This is a genomic window from Terrabacter sp. P5_B1 (genome assembly GCF_056400505.1).
The window spans coordinates 1-18,024 of sequence record NZ_JBFULD010000041.1; the positions used below are offsets into that span (position 1 = coordinate 1).

Genomic DNA, 18,024 nt, shown 5'->3' on the forward strand with positions numbered 1-18,024 from the left:
TCGCACCAGAGGATGCGATGTCGCTCTACGTGCAAAGGGACCCCGAGGACGGCGCCTCCGGGATCGACTTCACGATGAGTCAGGTCAACTCGCTCTCGATCTCGCAGTTCCTCTACGCCGACTCACACGACACGCTTCGGCGCGGTACCGAGGCCGACGTGCTGAGCRCCGCCCACTGCTAGCGCTGAAGATCGGACGGGCGCCATCTGGTCTCACCATCGCTGCAACGTCCGGACATGCCGCCGAGCGCTCGTGCCGGTCTGCCCGCGGTCACGCGACAGCTGGCGCAGCGAATGAGCCGATTTGGCCCCTCGCGCACCTCCGCCGTGAGCTACTTCTGAAGGGCCGCTCTCCGGGTTCGGATCATGCCAAGATCGGTTTGGGTCTCGAAGGTCGGACGTGGGCCGCAGCGAGGGACGGCGTCAAGCGCACTGGAGGCGTCATGCAGGAGCCGGTGGGTTCGTTCGATGGGCTGGACGGCTCCGGCTTGGTGACGGCCCTGGACAGCCTCCCTGAACTGGTCTCGTTCTGGGACCGCGACCAACGCTGCGTCTTCGCGAATGCGGCGGCGGCGGCGGCGTTCGGGCGTTCGACCGAGGGACTGCGGGGAGTTCCGCTGGCGGAAGTTCTCGGGACCCATGCCGCGAGGCTGATGCGCTCCCGGTTCTTGAACGCTCTGGAGGGGGAGGGTTCCGAGCAGGAACGAGCGCTGTTCGACGGCGAGGGCGAGCTGCGGCAGTACCGCACCACCTACACCCCGGTCTGCATCGGCGAGGTTGTCACCGGCGTCGCGATCGTGCTGGTCGACATCACCGAGGAGCTGAGCACACAAGCCGAGATCTTCCGAGACAGCCTCCAGGTTGCCCGGCTCACCGAGCGGCACCGGCTCATGGTGGCCGCCGGCACCGAGGTGCTGGCCCGGCTCCGCCGGACATTGGACCAGCTGCAGGCGCCAAGCCCCGGTGTTGAGCCGGAGGTCCATCTTCGTGGGCTGGCTGAGGAGCTGCGCAGCTGCACCCGCCGGCTCCGCGCGGGCGCCCAGGCGTCGCCCGCGGCCTCGGGGATCGGCACGGTGTCGAACACGCCGCCGAGCACCGTGTCGACCTCTCCCCTGTTAGTCGGTCCACAAGATTCGGACGGGAGGCCGTTGTCCGCATCGTCGTCGCGGGCGTGCCACCAACCGAGCTTCGTTCAGCGAGCAGCGGGTCTCGAGGCGGAAATCTTCGCGCTGCTGGATCAGCTGCCCGTCGCCGTCAGCGTATGGGACCGAACACGATCGCTTCGCTACGCCAACCGGGCCGCTGAGGAGGTTTTGGCCAAGTGGGGTCACACGAGAGCGACGGGCCGGCGCCTGGAGCAGATAGTCAGCGAGGACTTCCTCCGGGCGCACGAACTGTACGCCGAGGACGTACTGCGCGGCATGACCCAGTCGTTCCACCGTCGGCAGATCAGCCCGGACGGGCAGGAGTACCACTTCCACGTCCGCTACGTGCCGCGAATCGCGGACGGTGAGGTGGTCGGCGCCTTCGCGTACGCCTGCGACATCACCGACGCCATCAAGGCTGGCGAGGAGCTCATTGCGGCCCGGTCGGCGTACGCAGCCTTGCAGGAGCGGCGGGCCATCGAGGACCGCCTTCACGAATCCATCCTTCAGGAGCTTTTTGCCGCAGCGCTGCTTCTCGACGCGGCAGCGCGGGACGGCGGCGACACGCAGGCTCGCCTCGAGGAGCCCCGGACGTACCTGCAGATGGCCCTGGACGGGTTGACTCAGCTCTCCTAGCGTCCCACCCGCCACGAACGCCGGGACGCTGTGGCCCGGCGCGACGTTACTGCGGGCACAGCCTGTCCCGCGTGAGACTTCTGCCGGGCCCTCGTCGGCCGGAAGCGCTGGCCCCAAACGTCCGGACATGCCGCCGAGCGCAGGTGCCTCCGCGAGCCGCCGCCCGGGGTCGCTGGCGTGCGACCGCGTGGCAGTGGCGGTGCTGCCGCGATTGGGACGTTTGGCGGCGGCCAATACTGGTTCAGGGTCGCCGATGGTCGGCCGGTGCGCCGTGAGGCGGGAGCGGCTCGCTGGCGGCCCAGCTGGCGAGGAGGGCTAGCGCGTCGTGGGTTGGGGTGCCGGGCTCGGGGAGGTAGGTGACCAGGCTGGTGCTGGCTCCGGGCTCGAGTGGCAGTGACTCGAAGGGCAGCTCGAGGTCGCCAACGATTGGGTGGTGCAGCTTCTTGACGCCCGTGGTGTGAATGCGGACGTCGTGGGCGGCCCAGCGGAGCCGGAAGTCCTCGCTGCGGGTGGACAGCTCACCGATCAGGTCGGAGAGCCCGCGGTCGTAGGGGCTGCGGCCGGCTTCGGCACGCAAGAGGGCGACGGTGTCGTTCGCGACGGTCTCCCAGTCGCGGAACAGGGAGGTCGCGTGCGGGTCGAGGAAGACCTGGCGGGCGTTGTTCACGGGCTGGTCGGTGTCGTACCAGGGCGAGAACAGGGCCCGGCCCAGGGCGCTGGCCCCGAGCACATCGAGGCGCCCGTTGAGCACGACTGCCGGCACGGTCGGCATCGCCTCGAGGAGACGTTGGATGGTGGGGCGGACCCGGGTGGGCGCCGGTGGTCGCCGTTTCACCGCGCGTGCTGGCATGCCCGCGGTACGGAGGAGATCGAGCAGATGCGCCCGTTCGGCGTCGTCGAGGCGCAAAGCCTGGGCGATCCCGTCGATGACACTGTCGGACACGCCGGTGGCATCGCCTCGCTCGAGGCGGATGTAGTACTGCGGGGAGACTCCGACCAGCAGGGCGGCCTCCTCCCGTCGAAGCCCGGGCACCCGGCGGCGGCCGTCGCCGTAGGTCGGCAGGCCGGCCTGCTCGGGCGTGATTCTGGCTCGACGGGTGCTGAGGAACTCCCGGATCTCAGCCCTGACGGCGTCTCGGGGGCGCGGGTCCGGTGCGGTCACGTCATCAACTGTAGGAGAGCCAAAGCCCGGGTTGGGGGTCCCTCTCAGTGGCCCCCACGACAGGGACTGCCACGGCTTCGCGTCTGCTGCTTCTCTGGCTGGAGGGACCACATCCGCGTCGCCCACCCGATCCACCCACAGGAGCACTCATGCAGACCGCACACCTCGGAGGCCTCGTGGTCTCCCGCATCGGCCTCGGTGCCATGACCATGGCCGGCACCTACACGTCGGAGGGTGCGCTCGACCACGACGAGTCGACCCGCACCATCCACCGAGCCCTCGATCTCGGCGTCACGCACATCGACACCGCCGAGATCTACGGACCCTTCCTCAGCGAAGAGCTCGTAGGACGCGCCATCGCCGGCCGCCGCGACCAGGTCGTGCTCGCAACGAAGTTCGGCCTTGTCTCCCACCACCCCGGCACCGACCCCCGGCCCGGCACGGTCGACAGCAGCGCCGCGAGCGTCAAGGCCGCGGTCGAGGGCTCGCTGCGGCGCCTCGGCACCGACCACATCGACCTGTACTACCAGCATCGGGTGGACCGGTCGACGCCGATCGAGGAGACCGCCCAGGCTGTCGCCGACCTGATCGCCGAGGGCAAGGTGCTGCACTTCGGCCTGTCGGAGGCCTCGCCCGAGACCATCCGACGCGCCCACGCCGTGCAGCCTGTGTCGGCGCTCCAGACCGAGTACTCGCTCTGGACCCGCGACGTCGAGKCGGAGATCCTGCCTCTGCTGCGCGAGTTGGGCATCGGCTTCGTGCCCTACTCGCCGCTCGGCCACGGCCTCCTCACCGGCCAGATCCGCACCGTGGACGACTTCGCCGACGATGACTGGCGCAAGACCAACCCGCGGTTCGTCGGCAAGAACTTCCAGCGCAATCTCGCGCTAGTCGACGAGGTCACCGCCATCGGCGCCGAGATCGGCGCCACCCCGGCGCAGACCGCGCTCGCATGGATCCTCACGCGCGGCACCGACATCGCGCCTATCCCCGGCACCCGCCGCATCGCCCGTGTGGAGGAGAACACAGCCGCCGACGCGATCGCGCTCACCACCGACCAGATCGCGCGCCTCGAAGCGCTGGAGCCCGCGGCAGGAGCACGGCACGACGACGTCAACATGGCGTCCATCGACTACTGACACGCGCCCGCTCCACGACATGCCCAGGGTTTCGCACCCGTACCCCCACTACCAAGGGGATGGTGCTCAAGGCGGTGCTGGCCGGCGAGATGACCTGGAGGGGTATTTGACCCGAGCACCAAGCGGGCAAGCAGCCGTGGGCGCACATGTGCGCCGAGGGCATGGTGAGCACTGGCTCCGGACACCCCAGTTCATCGAGGCCAATCAACGCCAGTGGGAGCTGGCCTGCAGCGCACCCTGGGCATGAAACCCGGGCCGGCGCAGACGTCCGCTATTGCCGCCCTGAGGTCGGTTGAACTGCGAGCATCGAGTTCATCGCCCGCAGGGCCGTGTCTCTCGAGCAGGCCCGGCTCGGAGCGCGCTACCGAGCGGCGTCAGCGCCGCCGTGGTCCTCAAGGGGGCGGATCGCCTCGAGGTCGGCGTAGAAGCTGGCGGCCGGGACGATGATCGTCGGGCCCTGGCGCATCAAGCGCTCCTCGTGCGCGGCGAGGTCGCGGCGGAACTCAGCCTCCTGCTCCTTGGTCGGCTTCCACTGCTTCGGCTGGCGGGCACGCTGGATCAGCCAGAGCACGACGAGGCCGGCGACGTAGATCGGCGCCGCCTTGGGCGCGAGGAACAGGAACATCAGGAACACGAGGATCTGACGCATAAGGCACATCCTCACCGTCCGCGGTGCGCATGTCAGGCGATTGGGACAGGTCGCGTCACCCTGGGGGTAGGGGGTCGAGGCCCACGCGCCTGACCGGATCGAAAGGGGGTCGCTCTGCAAACGAGCGACCCCCTTTCGTCAGCTCTTGTCAGCCGTTCTGGGTGACCGTGGTGTTGGGATTGCGCTGCGCGGTACCTCCGGTGACGTACCGGCCGGTGATGGCGCTGCGGTACGCGGTTCCGTTTCTGGCACCTCGTGCTCAAATGTGACCGGAGGGTCCGACACCTCTCGTAATCCCGCCGCCGACACAACCGGTGTCCTGGGACAACGGTGTGGTGAGTGAGTCCTTCCACGCGGCCAAGCACGCCCAAATGGACACTGCACGACGTCCGTGTCGACGCCAGTGCTGACACTGAGGCGTCCCGCAGCACGCTCGCCCCGGATCCCGGCCTCAGGTCAGCGGGACCTCCAGGCTCCGTGCGAGACGGTCGGCAGTCTTCCGCAGCGAAGCCAGGCCCACCGGGCAGCGCATTGAACGACATCAGCAGCCAGATCGGCGCTGTGACCCGTCGGCCATGTGTGCAGTCAGCGTGGACATGCTGGCCGTCGGGCCAAGCCGCGACTCACTCGCAATAGAGAGCCCAATCAGGTCGGTTCGACGGATCGTTGCGCGGCCCAGACCACGGGGAACCGACAGCCCGTCCGACTCGATCCTGACGTACAGCCGGCTAGCAGTGACGATCAGAACCAGCGCCACAGCCAGGGCGATCGGCCCGATCGGCGGTCCGGGAAAGGACCAGGCAATCACGGCGACAAGAACGCATCCCACCGCGCAGGACGCGAGCGCCAGCGCCCAGCTGCTCCAGATCGTCTTGCCTCTTGCGAAGATCACCCGGGCATTCTCCATGACCCCGTCTGACTCGACACGACACCACTCGCTCGAAGCGTGAGCCGCTTACCGGACATGCCGCCAGGCGTGAGGCCTCCCGGTCCCCGGGCAACGAACGTTGAAGCAGTTGATTCACGCCAGAATGCAGGCTTTGCGCGCGCAGAAATCGCTGGATCCGCCGCCCCCCGGCCCTCCCAGCCCTTCAGCGTCGACGGTCGCAGTCGAATGGACGGCCCCGTGACCAGCACCTGCCGCCAGTTCACGAGCTCAGCTCGGGGTTGGCTCAGTCCCCTGCAACAACACGCCGACCACACCGTCCGCCCAGCCGTTCCGGGGCTGGCCGTGCCGTAGCAGTTCGCCGAGGTAGGCGCCGAACGCCAGCCCGGCCATAGCCTCCGCGTCGGTGTCCCCGCGGATGTCCGCGTCCACCTGGCCCTGCAGTGCCCTCAGCTGACGGACCAGGTGCGCGCCGAAGGCTGCGCTGAAGACGGGTCGGAGCCGGCGAGGACTGCCGCCACGGCGCCGCGACCCAGTTGGTTCTCGATCAGGTGCACGGCCTGTTCGGGCATCCAGCGCAGGCGCCGAACGGCGATCTGCAGTCACCGCCCGGATGTGGACTCGATGGAGCCGGGTTGGGCGGAGATGAGGTCGACCGCGTCTGCGTCGGCGTAGTCCGGGTTCCAGCTCTGCCAGCGTGCCACCGCCGGGATGCGACGATAAGCAACGAACGCGTCCCGGTCCGCCTGCGTGAGCGGGGTCAGCTCCAGTCGCTCGGTGAGGATGGGAAACGTCAGCACGATCATCCTTGGTCCGTAGTCGCGGTTTGTGACCTGCGGAGGAGAGTGCGTCCTGGCCGCGTCACTGGCCGGGTGGCTGATCGTCGTTGATGGATGTAAGTGTCTGGTGGAGCGTCTGCAGCCGGCGGTGGGTGTCGGACACGCCAGGGCCTAGGCGGCTGGTCACCTCCTGGAGGGTTGGCCTGAACAGTTCCCCGGCGGCTTGGTGGACTCGGCGGCCGGCTGCCGTCAGCTGCACTCGGTAGGAGCGGCGGTCGTTCGGGTTCGGGATCTTGCGCACGTGGCCGCGGCGTTCGAATCGCCTGACGTAGCTCGACACCGTCGTCGCCGGCGCGGCCATCCAGTGGGCGAGCTCGGTAGGGGTCATGCCCGGCGTGGAGGCCAGGACGGAGTAGATCGCGAACTCGTCGGCGTCGACCCCGGATGCCCGCACCGCGTCGTCGATGATGGCGGTCGCGGCCCGCGACACGAGCCAGACGTCGAACAGGACATTGGCGAGGCCGGAATCCGGGCGTGTGGTCGTAGGGGCGGGTGGCTCCGTCCTGGTCTGGGACGCCGAGCCCCTTTCGGCCCGTGGCATCAGTGGCTCGCGCCTGAGGCGCGGGAGTCGCCGCCGCCTGCTGGGCGCGCCTGTCGGCGGGCCCAGGCGATCGCGAGCAGGGCCAGCGCGCCGAGCAGCACGGCTCCTGAGGTCCAGAAGGTGAGGTTCTTGGCAGCAGAGGCCAGACCCAGCAGGGAGCTCGTGGGGGCCTGTCCGGGGAACGCCGCCAGGGCCAGCCAGGCGCACGCGTTCTCGAGGTAGTCGAAGGCGCTTCCGAGGAGGGGCAGCACGGCAAGCGCGAGAAGGGCGTGGCGCCCGGGAGCGAGTCGAACGAGGACGAGCGCCATCGACGTCGCCATGAACATCCCGAACACGGTCGGGTAGAGCAGGTCGGCCACCTGAAGGAATCGGTACGCCTCGCGGCCGGCCGCCCCGCATCCGGTCAGGAAGCCGAGCACGTCTGCGGCGCTCGAGGTGAACCGCACATCCGGAGGTGCTTGACGACACACAGCCTCGACGTGGGGAATGGCGAACGGAGCCGACGAGGCGAAGAACACGCCCGCGAACACTCCGAAGGCGGTTGCTGTCAGGAGCCACAGGCGCCACCGCGCGAGTCGAACCGCCGCACCCGCGAGCATCCAGACGAGGCGGTGACCCGCGGGAACAGTGTGGGCTCGCGACTGCGCAGCCTGATGGATGTCAGCGGTGGTCATGGCGGTTCCTTCTGTCGAGGACGTCCGAACGGACGACTGCTGCGATTTCGCAATACCTCGATACTGCGCTTTCGCAGTAGTCGGTGTCAAGAATGTTCCTCGATTGCTCCGAGCGAGCGACGTCGGGCGGGGCGAGCCAGGGCGGCTGGGCAACGTCCGGACATGGCTCCCTTCTGTGTCAAGACGCGGTCGGCAGGTGGCGTTCTACGCTGGGTGGTGACGGGTCCGGGAAGTGGCTTGTCCGAAGAGCCGGTGTGGGGTTGTGAGCCGGTCACGCTGGAGTCAAAGTCGTTACCCCGGTGCCCTCCCGGGCCCGTCACTGTGGTGATCCGGCCGGCGACGTAGTCGCCGAGCATGGTGCGGAAGACCAGGTCGGACAGCCGCCGTTTGAGGCAGCGCATCGCTTCCATCGAGCTCTTGCCGTCGGCCTTTTTCCGGTCGAAGTAGGCGCGGCCCCTCGGTCGGGGTCCGCAGCTGGACCGTGGCCATGATGTGCAGCACCCGGTTGATCTGGCGGTTCCCGCCACGAGAGAGCCGGTGACGGACGTGGTCGCCGGACGACGCGTCGATCGGGGCGGTCCCAGTCCAGGAGGCAAAGTGGTTGCGGTCCGGGAAACGGGACAGGTCCCCGACCTCGACGAGCAGCCGCGCCGCACCCGACGGGCCGACACCGTGCAACCCGAGCAGCGAGGTGCCGGTCGCCGCGACGAGCTCCTTCAGCTCCTTGTCCGCGGCCTTCTTCCGGGCATAGATCCGCTCGAGGTCGACCACCAGCTCCATCGCCACCCGCTTGCGGGTCTTGCCGACGTCGTCGCGTGGGCGGACGGTGGCCAGCAGAGCCCGCGCTTGGGCTGCGGAGAGGTACTTCTTCGCGCCACCAGGCAGCATTTCCAACAGGATCCGATGCAGCTGGCTGATCTTGCGGTGTGCTCGTCGCCGATCGAGCGGCGACGGTCGACCAGCAGCTGCAGCACCTCGAGCTGCGCGTCTGACACGACCGGGCGCAGCCCTGCCATCCTCGTACCGACGAGGGCGACGGAGTGCGCGTCGGTCGCGTCGGTCTTGCGGCCCTGACCGGTCGCGAACACCCGCGCTCGTGCGGACAGCTTCGCCGGCACGTCGACCACGTCCTGCCCGTCGGCGATCAGCCGGTGCGCGATGTGCCGGCCGATCCCCTCACAACCCTCGATCGCCCACACCCGTTCCGGCCACGCCGCGACGTGTTCGAGCATCTCTGCGTAGCCCTCGACGCTCGTGTCGAACCGGCCACCGCCGACGACGGTCTCGTCGGCCGTCATGACCTCGATCGTGACGCTGCGTTTGTGTGGGTCCATGCCGATCACGACCCGCGGAACCTGCTCTTGCATGTGAACCTCCCTCGCCCGAAACCGATGACTGGTTGGGCGTGGAGGGCACCGCTACTTCGAGCAGAGCAATCCCTTCTTGAGCCTCTCCTGCCCGGCGGTGCCCGGGCGGCGCAACCCATGTGAGAGCCACACGACTAAGGCGTGGGCAGCCGCGTTTGCGAGCGACGAGCCCGGGCACCTAGACCAGAGCCTGCGCAGGCACCGGTCCTACGTCAATGAAACAAGTAGCCGCGTTGAGGGCGGCTACGCTCGCCCGATCATGCCGCGGATGGTGCGTGCCGTGTGGCTAGCGGCAGCCATGCGCGAGACCGCCGCCCGGGTCCAGTAGCCTGTCCCCGTTGGCCGGCCCGACGGGGCCTCGTTACAACGAGGGTTACAGCGACCCTTGCAGCGAGGTTTCCAGCGAGGGTTCCAGCCATGCCCCGCCCTCGTAGCTCAGGGGATAGAGCACCGCTCTCCTAAAGCGGGTGTCGCAAGTTCGAATCTTGCCGGGGGCACCACCCTCCTGCGCGGTTCAAAGGCGCGCCGGCGCTCGCTCACCCTGACGCCGGGACCCATCCCGCGCCGACCCCTCGTCGTCACCAGCGCGCCCGACTGCTCTGCCGTCGGCTCGGTGCGCTCCGTGGGCGGGATACAGTCCGGCACATGCAACCCCAGCAGGCAGCGGACGACGCAGTCAGGGCGGCCCGCGCGCTCCTCGAGGGATCGGTCCGGAACGGGGTGCACGTCGAGTCGGTGTTCTGGTACGGCGCCGTTGAGCTCGGGAGCGAGAATCTCGTCGTCTGGATCCTCCTCGCGGGTGCCCCCGACGAGGATCTGCCTGAGTGGTACTTCCCTGTCCCGGGACAGCTGGTGGGCATCCAGAACGAGCTCGCCCCGAGCTTGCGCGAATGGCTCGAGGAGATGCGTGAGGCAGTTCAGGCCGAGTTCGCCACGGTCGGCCCGCCCGATCCGAKTCGGGTCTCGGTCGGATTCGACAGCGCCAACCGTGTCGCAGCAGCGGGTGGCCTCGCCTACTTCAGATGACGGGGCAGCCGGCGGTCCGTCAACACGATGAGGCGGGACCCCGGACCGCTGGGAGCAGGCGGGGCATCATCCGCTGAGGGTGATCCGTCAGCCACGGCAGTCGGGACCGACCCGCTCCCCCGGCCAGATCGTGGGGACTCCGGGCTGGGCCCACAGGGCAGCCCGAGCATCCGCGCTCCCACCCTGGCGGTGCGCCCTCGCGGACACCCGTCCTCGCGCAGGTCGACCGCGCCCGCGCCGTCCTCCACGGACGTCGACTGGTCCTTCCACGTCTTCCTCGGTCCCGCACAGTTCCGGACGACGGCGCACATCTCACCCGAGACGGGCGATGCGTCCCCCCTTGCGGCGAACGAGTCTGGAGTCGTGGGCCTGACCGTCAGGCCACACATCACCTCCCTCGGCGTCGCACCTGCGCTCCCGCGACAGACGGCCGCCCGAGGGACACGAGCCTAGGGAGCAACGCATGGACTCCATGACCAACAGCTTCGGGGAGGTCCTCCTCTGGAGTTTCTGGTTCTTCATCTGGATCGCCGCCATCATGGTGTGGTTCCGCTGCATCTTCGACCTCTTCAGCGACTCCGAGCTCAGCGGCTGGGCCAAGGCCGGCTGGTCCATCGTCCTGATCTTCCTGCCCTGGCTCGGCGCCCTCATCTACCTGATCGTCCGCGGCCGGAGCATGACGAAGCGGCAGATGTCCGCCATGGCTGAGCGGCAGGCCGCCCAGGCCGACTACATCCAGCAGGTCGCGGGGACGAGCCCCAATCCTGCCTCGCAGATCGCCGACGCCAAGGCCCTGCTCGACTCGGGAACCATCACCCAGTCGGAGTTCGACGGCCTCAAGGCGAAGGCCCTCGCCTGACGCCGTGGGCCGAGCCGCCCGCACCGGGCAACGACCGACAACGACCCACAACCCGACATCACGAAGCGGCTGCGCCGCCGAGAGGAATGCACCATGCCAGAAGACACGCCCCTGATCGACACCATCGCGGACATGACAGCCGCCTCCGTCGCACGGGTGAACCTCAGCCCCGAGGTACTCATGCTCGTACGCCTGGCTGCCCTGGCGGCCGTCGATGCACCGGAAAGCTCCTACGTGCTCAACATCGCGGCCGCCGCAGACACCGAGCTGACCCTGGAGGACGCCCAGAGCGTGCTCGTCGCCGTGGCGCCCATCATCGGCGGACCCAAGTCCATGTCCGCGGCCCAGAACATCACCGCGGCCCTCGGCCTCATGATCGCCACGGCCGTCCAGGCGGAGATGGAGGCCGAGGCGCAGGCAGGGGGCGCCGCAGACGGGACCTGACCGCCGGCCCCCGTCGAGCGTCAGACCGTTTGCGTGGCGACCCCGCGCAGGAGGGCGAGGTAGTCATCGACGGGCTTGGCGCCCGACACCGCGGCATACCCGTTGGCGACGACGAACGGTGTCGACGTGACTCCCATGGACCGCGCCTGCTCCTCGTCGGCCCGCACGTGCTCGGCGTACGTGTCGGAGGCGAGGACCGCGGAGACACGACGCTCGTCGAGACCGCACTCGGCCGCAAGACGCTGCAGGACCTCGTGGTCGTCGATGGCGAAGCCCTCGGTGAAGTGGGCGGAGTAGAAGCGCTCGACGGCGGCCGACCGCAGTGCCGGGCCACCCATCTCACCGGCGAGGGCGCACAGCCGATGCGCGTCGAAGGTGTTGGCGCGCACGGCGCGGTCCCAGTCGAAGACGAGGTCGTCGGCCTGGGCGACCTCACTGGCCTGGGCATTGAGGAGTCGGCCGGCGCCCGCGTCCCCGTGCTGGATCGACAGGTGCTCGTCCACTGGCACGTGGCCGCCCACGGGCACGTCAGGGTGCAGCTCGAAGGAGCGCAGGCGCATGCTGACGTCGTGCGGCCGTTCGAAGGCGGCGACGGCAGCCTCGACGCGGCGCTTGGCGATCCAGGAGTACGGGCAGGTGAGGTCGCCCCAGAGGTCGAGCTCGATGAGGGTCGTGGACTCGGCAGCAGGCTGGTCGGTCATCGACTCAGTCAACCACGGGCGCCCACCAGGCCGGGAGATGCGTGATGCCCCCACCGACGTCGGTGGGGGCATCACGTATGCGGCGTGAGAGGGTCTCGCTCAGAAGCGGCCGTAGCCCGAGGGCGTGGTCCAGATCGAGTGGTTGCCGATCGTCGTGCCCGTGCGCTGGGCGTCGATCAAGCGGCCGGGGCTGACGTAGATGCCCACGTGGTAGGCGGGCCAGCCGAAGAACACCAGGTCGCCGGGGCTGGGGCTGCTGACCCGCGTGGCCGCCGCCTGCTGGGCGGAAGCCGTGCGCGGGATGGAGATGCCGGCCTGCCGGTAGACGTAGGAGGTGAAGCCGGAGCAGTCGAAGCCGRAGGGGGTGGTGCCGCCGTAGACGTACGGCACACCGAAGAACGACTGCGCGATGCCGACGATGCCGCTGGCCCGCGGGGCCCGAACCGGAGCAGGAGCCGGAGCCGGAGCCGGAGCGGGCGCAGCGGCCGGCGCGGCGTTGAGCGCAGGGCGCTGGGCCGAGGTGGAACGCGAGGCGCGCTGCGTGGTGGCCTGACGAGCGGCGGCGGCCTGCGCGGCGGCAGCCTGGTCCGCTGCAGCCTGCTTTGCAGCCTTCTTCGCAGCCTTCCGGGCTGCCAGCTCCGCGGCCGCCTTCTGCTGCGCGGCCTGCTGCGCGGCGCGCTGGGTCTTGACCTGGATGTCCTCGATCACGATCGGCTTGACCTGGGCCTGCTTGAGGGCGGGCGCGGCGTAGCCGATCGAGGACAGCGCGTTGCCGGCAACGGGCGAGCCGACCTGCGGGCCCACGGCTGCGGGCGCTGTGACGCTGCTCGTGCCGTCAGCGGCGTTCGCCGTGCCGGCGAACGAGGCGACGAGGCCACCCGTGGCCGCAACGATCGCGACACCCTTCACGGCGGGCTGAGCAGACTCCTTGGCGATCGTCTTGAGCTCTGCGATCGCGTTGAATCGACCGGGGGCGCGATGGCGCCCGGGAACGTTCTGAGCCACGGTTGACCTCTCGACGCCTGCGAGGTGAGCTGTCGGGTTCGGGCTGGAGGTACTGCCCGGCCTTCGCTCGGACCGAATTCGGTCCACGGAGGGCTTCACCCCAAGGGCGTCTCTCGACGCCCGGAGAAAGTGGTTCCCCCGCTCCTGCCATGCGGTTCGTACCGAGCCTCTTGGTCGATGGCAGGACTAGGCGGTTCGACCCGGGGCACTCGCTCGACGGGAGAGCAAGTCCGCCAACCGTACCCAAGTCGGTGGGCCTTGTCACCCTGATGCCAAGCGGAAGTCAAGAATTTTCAACGACCGGGACAAGATCTGGCAAAACAACACATAACGAATTCATAAAAGGGGGCAAACCCTGCCGACTCGCCTCGTCAGGCGGCTTGGCAGAAGACGTGGACGGCGACGGTGTAGGGCAGGGAGACGCCCGTGGACGGCTCGCTGCCCTCACGGACGGCGACGACGCGGGCACCGTCGCGCACGACCTCGACCCGGGCACCGGGCACCACCCCGGCGCTCGTCAGCAGGGCGAGCGCCTCCGGGTCGACCTGCACGGGCTCGCCGATGCGACGGATCGTCACGACCGCCGGGGCGTCGCCGACAGCGGCGGCCAGGGTGCTCAGACCGGTGAGGAAGTCCGCATCCTGGCGCACCCCCAGCTCGTCGAGACCCGGGATGGGGTTGCCGTAGGGCGACTCGAGGCCCTCGCCGATGAGACCGAGGATCTTGCGCTCGACCTTCTCGGACATGACGTGCTCCCACCGGCAGGCCTCGTCGTGGGCGTACTCCCACTCGAGGCCGATGACGTCGACGAGCAGGCGCTCGGCGAGCCGGTGCTTGCGCATGACGCGGGTGGCGAGCAGCCGGCCGTGGTCGGACAGCTCGAGGTGACGGTCGCCCGAGACGGCGACGAGCCCGTCGCGCTCCATGCGGGCCACCGTCTGCGACACGGTGGGGCCCGAGTGGCCGAGACGCTCCGCGATGCGCGCACGCAGGGGCACGATGCCCTCCTCCTCGAGCTCGAAGATGGTGCGCAGGTACATCTCGGTGGTGTCGATCAGGTCCGTCACGGTCTTACCTTCTCAGAGTCGGGGAGCGCTCACGGACCGCTCGTCGCCGGGCCGCGGTCGCGAGACCGGGTGGGGTCGTGCCGTGGCACCCAGAGGCGCAGCCAGCCGGCCCCGACGACCGCGCTCACTCCGAGCACCACCGCGGAGGCGCCGAGGGACATGATGGCGCTCAGGCCTGACAACGCCAGCGGGCCCGCGGCCCTTCCCAGGTCGGCGCAGAGGCGCCAGCCGCCGAGGAACTGGGATCGCCCGTCCGCGGGGGACGCGTCCGCGCCGAGGGTCATGATGAGGCCTGCTCCGAGACCGTTGCCGATCCCGAGGACGGTGGCGGCCGCCGTCACGGCCACGAGGCTCGTCGCCAGCGGCATCAGGGCCATGCCGAGACCGAGCACGAGCATGCTCGGCACGGCAGCGGCCACGCGGCCGTGCCGGTCCATGAGCCACCCCGACGGGTAGAAGAGCGCCATGTCGATGGCACCCGCCACGCCGAAGACGAGCGACGTCTGCGCCGGGGAGAAGCCGACGGACTCGGCCCACAGCGGGACGAGGGCCTCGCGGATGGCACGCGCCCCGGCCACGCACATGGCTCCGGTGCCCAGTGTCAGCAGGACGTGCCGGTGCTGCAGGAGCACGGAGGCGACGCTCCGCGGGGGCCCGCCGCCGGCCAGACGGTGCGCCGATCCGGTGATGTCGGGCGCGAGGAGGACGAGGACGAAGGCGGCGATGCTCGCGACGCCGCCGACGGCATACGCCGACTCCGTGCCCCAGCGAACGATGACGAGCGAGCCGATGAACGGTCCGACGAAGTAGCCGATGCGGTGCACCCCGCCGAGGGTCGACAGTGCCCGCGCGCGCATCGCGACCGGCACGGCCTCGGTGAGGTAGGCCTGCCGAGCCAGCCCGAAGAGGGAACCCGCGAGGCCGATGACGAGGACGCCGACGAAGAGCATGACCAGACCGCCCGCGAGCGCCGAGACGAGCATGCCGGCCGCCTCGATCACGGCGGCGACGAGCAGCGCGCGGCGCTCACCGATGCGCGCGGCGAGCGCGCCCGAGGGCAGGTCGCCGAGCAGCTGACCCACACCCATCATCGCGACGAGGAGCGCGGCGACCCCGACCGAGGCGCCGAGATCGCGCGCCGACACGGCGATGATCGGCGAGACCGCCCCCGCGCCCGTCGACCCGAGGAGGGTGGGGCCGTATGCCGACAGCGCGATCGCGCGCAGGCTGCCGCTGCGCCCCCGCGCGCCCTCTTCGCGAATCTCGGTCACGCCACAGGACCCTAACGATTGGGTTTCTCCGGTGGCCGGTCCGACGGGCCGACGAAAACATGGGCGGGTGGCCGAGGGCGAGGTGGCGAACGGAGCGAGCTCGGTGACGCGCTCGCTCTCGATCACGCTCGTCATGCTCGGGTCGGTCGCCCTGTCCCTGGCGGCCGCGCTCGGGGCGCCAATGGCCACGGCCGTCATCGGGCTCATCCTCTTCGGGGTCCTGCACAACCTCCTCGAGATCCGCTACGTCGTCGGGCGGTTCGGGGGTGTCCTGGGCCGCCCCTTCCTCGATCTGCTCGTCGCGCTGGCCACGGGCGTCGTGATCTGCCGCCTCCTCGTCGGCGTCGTCGGACGGCCGGCCGTCCTCGCGGAGATCGTCCTGGGGTATGCCGTCCTCCTGGCCGCCGCCCACCACGTGCTGGTCGGCCGCCGTCTGGTGGCGGCCTGGTTGGTCATCGGTGCCGCGGCCGCCGCGTCGCTGACCTTCCCGGCCCATCACGTCGTCGTGCTGGCCCACCTCCACCACGTCGTTCCCCTCTTCTTCCTGTGGGAGTGGTCCCGGCGCATCACGTCGCGCCGGGGACGTCGGGCGTTCCGGGCGGTGCAGCTGCTCTGGGTCGTCGCCATCCCGGCCCTGATCCTGACCGGGCTGCTGGACGGGTCGCTGACCGCAGACCCCGGGATGGTGCGCAGCGTCGTCGGCGACGGTCATTCCGTCCTGACCTCCAGCGCCCTGCCCGGCACGGCCGCGACGGTCGTCGGCCTGCGGCTGCTCACCGTGTTCGCCTTCCTGCAGACGATGACCTACGTCGTCTGGGTGGCCCTCATGCCGCGGGTGGCTCCCGACGCGTCCGCCGCCTTCGAGGCGCGCCTGCCGTGGGCGACGGGCCCGCGGCTCTGGGCCGCCGGCTTCGTCGCGGCTGCGCTCTTCGCCGTGCTCTTCGGGCTCGACTTCGCCCAGGGTCGGACGGTGTATGCCGCCCTCTCGAGCTACGCGGCCTACCTCGAGCTGCCGGTGCTGCTGGCGATGCTCGTCGGCGGCGCGAGCCTGTCCGCGTCCCGGCCGGCGGAGGACGAGGGTGAAACAGCCTCGGAGTCGGGCGTCCTGCCCTTCTCGTCCGCCCCCTCCTGGCCGCGGTCGCGCCGGATCCCGAGGTTGGGCGCGTGAGGGCGCCGCGGGACGGCCTGGCGCATGCTCTGCCCATAAAGATCTTGCCGCCCGGTTCGGACCCGACGTACGGTCGTGACATCGAAACCGAAGGGAGGTGATCCGAGAAGTGATTTCTTCCGGAGCGTGTGAGGTGGCCACGCGATAGCCGCGTCCCCATCCACACCCAGGGATGAAGCAGGGCAGTCCGACTCGTCGGGCTGCCCTGTTCCTTGTCTCGAGGTGTCGGGTCGTGGCTCCCCGTCAGGGCTGGAGCCGGAACCTCGTCCACGACCCCGCGTCGGCGAGGTCGCCGTCACCGGTGYGGCGGAAGACGATGCGGTCGTGGAGCCGGTTGCGCCGTCCGGCCCAGAACTCGACCTCGTCGCACACGATGCGCCAACCGCCCCAGAAGTCGGGCACCGGGACGTCATGGTCGCCACCGTTGTCGGGGAAGCGCTCGAGAACCTCCTGCCACCGGCGCTCCAGCTCGTGCCGGTCGGCGGCGAGGCGCGACTGGTCCGACGCCCATGCGGAGAGCCTCGACCCATAGGGCCGGGAGTCGAAGTAGGACTCGACCTCGTCGCGGCCGATGAGCTCGGCGGTGCCGCGGAAGCGGATCGCGCGGTAGAGGGCCGGCCAGGTGAGCGATGCCGCGACCCTCGGGTTGGCCTGCAGGTGCTGGCTCTTGGCCGAGCCGAGGTTGGTGACGAAACCGGGTCCACGCGCGTCGAGGAAGCGCATCAGGACGGTGCGCACGTCCGGTGTCCCGGTCGCGTCCACCGTGGCGACCGAGAGCGCCGCGGGCTCGGGCACGTCGTCGCGGACCTCGGCCGCCGCGACGGCGGCATCGACCCAGGACCGGGTCTGCAGGTAGGGCGAGGCCGCGACGTCGGACTCGACGAGACCGTCGCCGGAGTAGTCGACGCGACGCACGGCAGCGGCGCCCCCGGGGGCGGAGTCGCGAGAAGAGCTGTCCATGCCCCCAGACTAGGGTTGGCCCGAGAAGGTCCGCGCGGACGTCAGGCCACGGCGCGCGCGGTCCCGGCGACAGTCCCGGCGCGCCCGGGGCGCTGAGGAGTCATCACCATGGCAGGCAAGGGCAAGCTCGTCACCCAGGGCGTCAAGCTCGGCATCAAGTACGGCCCCCAGATCTGGGTGGCAACCCAGGCGCTGCGCGCGCCGGCCAAGGAGGCCGCCGACAAGGCGATCTCGAGCGAACGCGCCCGCCGGCAGGCGATGGCTCACGCGAGGTCCCTCGCCGACGGCAGCATCCTCAAGGTCTACAAGGGCGATGCGGCCCACTGGATCGTCTTCAGCGGCGACGAGGCGGTCGGTGTGCACCCGGCGACCGACATGCTGGTGACCACCCTCGTCGAGCGCGCCGACCTGACGAAGCGGATCCGGCCGGAAGACAAGGTCAAGGCGACCGCCCGGGCCAGGGATGCCGCCGCCGCGGCCCTGCGT

21 protein-coding genes, 1 tRNA gene and 1 riboswitch are annotated in these 18,024 nt (G+C 69.9%); of the genes, 9 read left to right on the forward strand and 13 right to left on the reverse strand.

Annotation, left to right across the window (positions count from 1 at the left end):
- A partial coding sequence (locus AC1DP0_RS05085; RefSeq protein WP_478082777.1) for a hypothetical protein occupies positions 1-182 on the forward strand: 182 nt, incomplete at its 5' end.
- A gap of 260 nt (positions 183-442) precedes the next feature.
- The gene (locus AC1DP0_RS05090; RefSeq protein ID WP_478082778.1) at positions 443-1,780 is read left to right on the forward strand and encodes a PAS domain-containing protein; all 1,338 of its coding nucleotides are present in this window, start codon (positions 443-445) and stop codon (positions 1,778-1,780) included.
- A gap of 241 nt (positions 1,781-2,021) precedes the next feature.
- On the opposite strand, the gene AC1DP0_RS05095 is transcribed toward AC1DP0_RS05090, so the two are convergent.
- Complete coding sequence (locus AC1DP0_RS05095) at positions 2,022-2,942, reverse strand: helix-turn-helix transcriptional regulator (RefSeq protein WP_478082779.1); 921 nt, start codon at positions 2,940-2,942, stop codon at positions 2,022-2,024.
- A gap of 149 nt (positions 2,943-3,091) precedes the next feature.
- On the opposite strand from AC1DP0_RS05095, the gene AC1DP0_RS05100 reads away from it, so the two are divergent.
- Positions 3,092-4,081 carry an aldo/keto reductase gene (locus AC1DP0_RS05100; RefSeq protein ID WP_478082780.1) on the forward strand — a complete coding sequence of 330 codons (990 nt, stop codon included), beginning with the start codon at positions 3,092-3,094 and terminating at the stop codon, positions 4,079-4,081.
- A 361-nt stretch (positions 4,082-4,442) separates the two neighbouring features.
- Here AC1DP0_RS05100 and AC1DP0_RS05105 read toward each other — a convergent pair whose 3' ends face one another.
- From AC1DP0_RS05105 to AC1DP0_RS05135, 7 genes are all read right to left on the reverse strand, one after another.
- On the reverse strand, positions 4,443-4,730 hold the full coding sequence (locus AC1DP0_RS05105) for a hypothetical protein (RefSeq protein WP_478082781.1): 288 nt from the start codon (positions 4,728-4,730) through the stop codon (positions 4,443-4,445).
- A gap of 541 nt (positions 4,731-5,271) precedes the next feature.
- Complete coding sequence (locus AC1DP0_RS05110; protein WP_478082782.1) at positions 5,272-5,622, reverse strand: hypothetical protein; 351 nt, start codon at positions 5,620-5,622, stop codon at positions 5,272-5,274.
- A 596-nt stretch (positions 5,623-6,218) separates the two neighbouring features.
- Entirely contained in the window at positions 6,219-6,416 is a 198-nt protein-coding gene (locus AC1DP0_RS05115) for a hypothetical protein (protein WP_478082783.1), read from the reverse strand.
- Between the two features lie 61 nt (positions 6,417-6,477).
- Positions 6,478-6,885 carry a MarR family winged helix-turn-helix transcriptional regulator gene (locus AC1DP0_RS05120; RefSeq protein WP_478082784.1) on the reverse strand — a complete coding sequence of 136 codons (408 nt, stop codon included), beginning with the start codon at positions 6,883-6,885 and terminating at the stop codon, positions 6,478-6,480.
- Positions 6,886-6,995: 110 nt separating this feature from the next.
- On the reverse strand, positions 6,996-7,670 hold the full coding sequence (locus AC1DP0_RS05125) for a hypothetical protein (RefSeq protein WP_478082785.1): 675 nt from the start codon (positions 7,668-7,670) through the stop codon (positions 6,996-6,998).
- 291 nt (positions 7,671-7,961) lie between these two features.
- Entirely contained in the window at positions 7,962-8,450 is a 489-nt protein-coding gene (locus tag AC1DP0_RS05130; protein ID WP_478082786.1) for a transposase, read from the reverse strand.
- Positions 8,387-9,037: an IS110 family transposase gene (locus AC1DP0_RS05135; RefSeq protein WP_478082787.1), complete on the reverse strand. Its 651-nt coding sequence runs from the start codon at positions 9,035-9,037 to the stop codon at positions 8,387-8,389. Before AC1DP0_RS05135 ends, AC1DP0_RS05130 begins: the two co-directional genes overlap by 64 nt.
- Positions 9,038-9,461: 424 nt before the next feature.
- On the opposite strand from AC1DP0_RS05135, the gene AC1DP0_RS05140 reads away from it, so the two are divergent.
- The 4 genes from AC1DP0_RS05140 to AC1DP0_RS05155 all read left to right on the forward strand — a co-directional run bounded on the left by AC1DP0_RS05140 (position 9,462) and on the right by AC1DP0_RS05155 (position 11,366).
- Positions 9,462-9,537 (forward strand) — tRNA-Arg (locus AC1DP0_RS05140).
- Positions 9,538-9,682: 145 nt separating this feature from the next.
- Complete coding sequence (locus AC1DP0_RS05145; RefSeq protein WP_478082788.1) at positions 9,683-10,063, forward strand: hypothetical protein; 381 nt, start codon at positions 9,683-9,685, stop codon at positions 10,061-10,063.
- A 463-nt stretch (positions 10,064-10,526) separates the two neighbouring features.
- Positions 10,527-10,922 (forward strand): SHOCT domain-containing protein, encoded by a 396-nt coding sequence (locus AC1DP0_RS05150; protein WP_478082789.1) that lies wholly within the window; start codon positions 10,527-10,529, stop codon positions 10,920-10,922.
- A 93-nt stretch (positions 10,923-11,015) separates the two neighbouring features.
- On the forward strand, positions 11,016-11,366 hold the full coding sequence (locus AC1DP0_RS05155) for a carboxymuconolactone decarboxylase (protein WP_478082790.1): 351 nt from the start codon (positions 11,016-11,018) through the stop codon (positions 11,364-11,366).
- 20 nt (positions 11,367-11,386) lie between these two features.
- On the opposite strand, the gene AC1DP0_RS05160 is transcribed toward AC1DP0_RS05155, so the two are convergent.
- From AC1DP0_RS05160 to AC1DP0_RS05175, 4 genes are all read right to left on the reverse strand, one after another.
- A complete protein-coding gene (locus AC1DP0_RS05160; RefSeq protein ID WP_478082791.1) occupies positions 11,387-12,067 on the reverse strand; it encodes a DsbA family oxidoreductase in 681 nt (226 codons plus the stop codon).
- 99 nt (positions 12,068-12,166) lie between these two features.
- Positions 12,167-13,072, reverse strand: a complete 906-nt coding sequence (locus AC1DP0_RS05165; protein ID WP_478082792.1) for a C40 family peptidase — start codon at positions 13,070-13,072, stop codon at positions 12,167-12,169.
- Positions 13,073-13,074: 2 nt separating this feature from the next.
- Positions 13,075-13,239, reverse strand: a riboswitch (cyclic di-AMP (ydaO/yuaA leader).
- Between the two features lie 204 nt (positions 13,240-13,443).
- Positions 13,444-14,139 carry an iron-dependent transcriptional repressor DtxR gene (locus tag AC1DP0_RS05170; protein WP_478082793.1) on the reverse strand — a complete coding sequence of 232 codons (696 nt, stop codon included), beginning with the start codon at positions 14,137-14,139 and terminating at the stop codon, positions 13,444-13,446.
- Positions 14,140-14,168: 29 nt separating this feature from the next.
- Positions 14,169-15,410, reverse strand: coding sequence for an MFS transporter (locus tag AC1DP0_RS05175; protein ID WP_478082794.1), 1,242 nt, complete (start codon positions 15,408-15,410; stop codon positions 14,169-14,171).
- 67 nt (positions 15,411-15,477) lie between these two features.
- Here AC1DP0_RS05175 and AC1DP0_RS05180 point away from each other — a divergent pair, with 67 nt between their 5' ends.
- Positions 15,478-16,578 (forward strand): hypothetical protein, encoded by a 1,101-nt coding sequence (locus AC1DP0_RS05180; RefSeq protein ID WP_478082795.1) that lies wholly within the window; start codon positions 15,478-15,480, stop codon positions 16,576-16,578.
- A 243-nt stretch (positions 16,579-16,821) separates the two neighbouring features.
- On the opposite strand, the gene pdxH is transcribed toward AC1DP0_RS05180, so the two are convergent.
- A complete protein-coding gene (gene pdxH / locus AC1DP0_RS05185) occupies positions 16,822-17,538 on the reverse strand; it encodes a pyridoxamine 5'-phosphate oxidase (protein WP_478082796.1) in 717 nt (238 codons plus the stop codon).
- A gap of 108 nt (positions 17,539-17,646) precedes the next feature.
- Between pdxH and AC1DP0_RS05190 the strand changes: the two genes are divergently transcribed.
- Positions 17,647-18,024, forward strand: a 378-nt coding sequence (locus AC1DP0_RS05190) for a hypothetical protein (protein ID WP_478082797.1), incomplete at its 3' end; no start/stop codon positions are given.